This is a genomic window from Luteolibacter flavescens, from assembly GCF_025950085.1.
Classification (GTDB): Bacteria; Verrucomicrobiota; Verrucomicrobiia; order Verrucomicrobiales; family Akkermansiaceae; genus Haloferula; species Haloferula flavescens.
This window is the reverse complement of record NZ_JAPDDS010000046.1, coordinates 1-1,294: the sequence shown is the minus strand read 5'-3', so window position 1 is coordinate 1,294 and position 1,294 is coordinate 1. Positions and strand designations below refer to the sequence as shown.

The following is a 1,294-nucleotide window of genomic DNA, read 5'->3' as shown; positions in this document are numbered from 1 at the left end:
AGATGAGGTGGGGAAGAAAAGCAAAGAAAGAAACAAGAAACTGTGTTGGGCGCTCGAAACTTCGAAATTCTCATTACAAAGGATCGAGAGGAAGAAGGAAGAAGTCTGGGGAAAATTTTTGGAGCGAGGTGGAGTTACAAAGGCAGCAGCAGCAGCAGCTTCTACGTTCTCACTTCCACTGGTTGGCGACGATGTCGGCGAGGTCGACGACCCTCTGCGAGTATCCCCACTCGTTGTCGTACCAGGCGATGACCTTCACCATGTCGTCGCCCATGACCATGCTGAGCGACGCGTCGATGGTGCACGACACGTCGGAGCACCTGAAGTCGACGGACACGAGCGGCACGTCGCAGACCTCGAGGATGCCCTTGAGCTCGTTGGCGGCGCTGTCGCGGAACGCCTGGTTCACCTCCTCGGCGAGGGTCTTCTTGGACACCTGCACCACGAGGTCGACCACGGACACGTTCGGCGTCGGCACCCGGAGCGCGATCCCGTTGAGCTTCCCCTTGAGGTTCGGGAGCACCAGCGCCACGGCCTTGGCCGCGCCGGTGGACGTCGGCACGATGTTCAGCGCCGCCGCACGCGCGCGCCGGAGGTCACGGTGGCTCGCGTCGAGCAGCCTCTGGTCGCCGGTGTAGGAGTGGGTGGTGGTCATCGTCCCCTTGATGATGCCGAACTTCTGGTCGAGGATCTTCACGAAGGGGGCGAGGCAGTTGGTGGTGCAGGAGGCGTTGCTGATGATGGGCTCGTCGGGGCTGTACTGGTCGGCATTGACGCCGACGACGTAGGTGGGGATGTCACCCTTGCCGGGGGCGGTGATGAGCACCTTCTTGGCGCCGGCCTGGATGTGCTTGCCCGCGCCGTCGCGGTCGACGAACACACCGGTGCCCTCGATGACGAGGTCGATGCCGAGCTCGCCCCACGGCAGGTTGGACGGGTTGCGGTCGGAGACGACCTTGATCACCTTGCCGTCGACGGAGATGGCGTTGTCGCCCACGGGCTTGACGTCGGCGTCGAAGATGCCGAGCGTGGAGTCGTACTTGAGGAGGTGCGACGCCTGCTTCACGCCTCCGGTGTCGTTGATGGCGATGACGTCGAGGGGCGAGCTGTCGCCGCGCCCGTGCCAGCACCGCAGGAAGTTGCGCCCGATGCGGCCGAACCCGTTGATCGCCACCTTCAGCTTCGCCTCCGTCGGCGCCCGCCGCGCCCCGCCCCCCACCACGATGGCACAGGGTCTCCGTCGGCATTGAGAGCTGCTTCGGGCCGGTCTGATGACCGGCGCTCCCAGGGTAGG

General features: G+C 64.4%; 1 protein-coding gene. It reads right to left on the bottom strand.

The window, feature by feature from the left end; genetic code table 11:
• Nucleotides 1–169 precede the first annotated feature (169 nt).
• A complete protein-coding gene (gene gap, locus OKA04_RS24930) occupies nt 170–1,180 on the bottom strand; it encodes a type I glyceraldehyde-3-phosphate dehydrogenase (RefSeq protein ID WP_498049460.1) in 1,011 nt (336 codons plus the stop codon).
• Between the last annotated feature and the right edge of the window lie 114 nt (nt 1,181–1,294).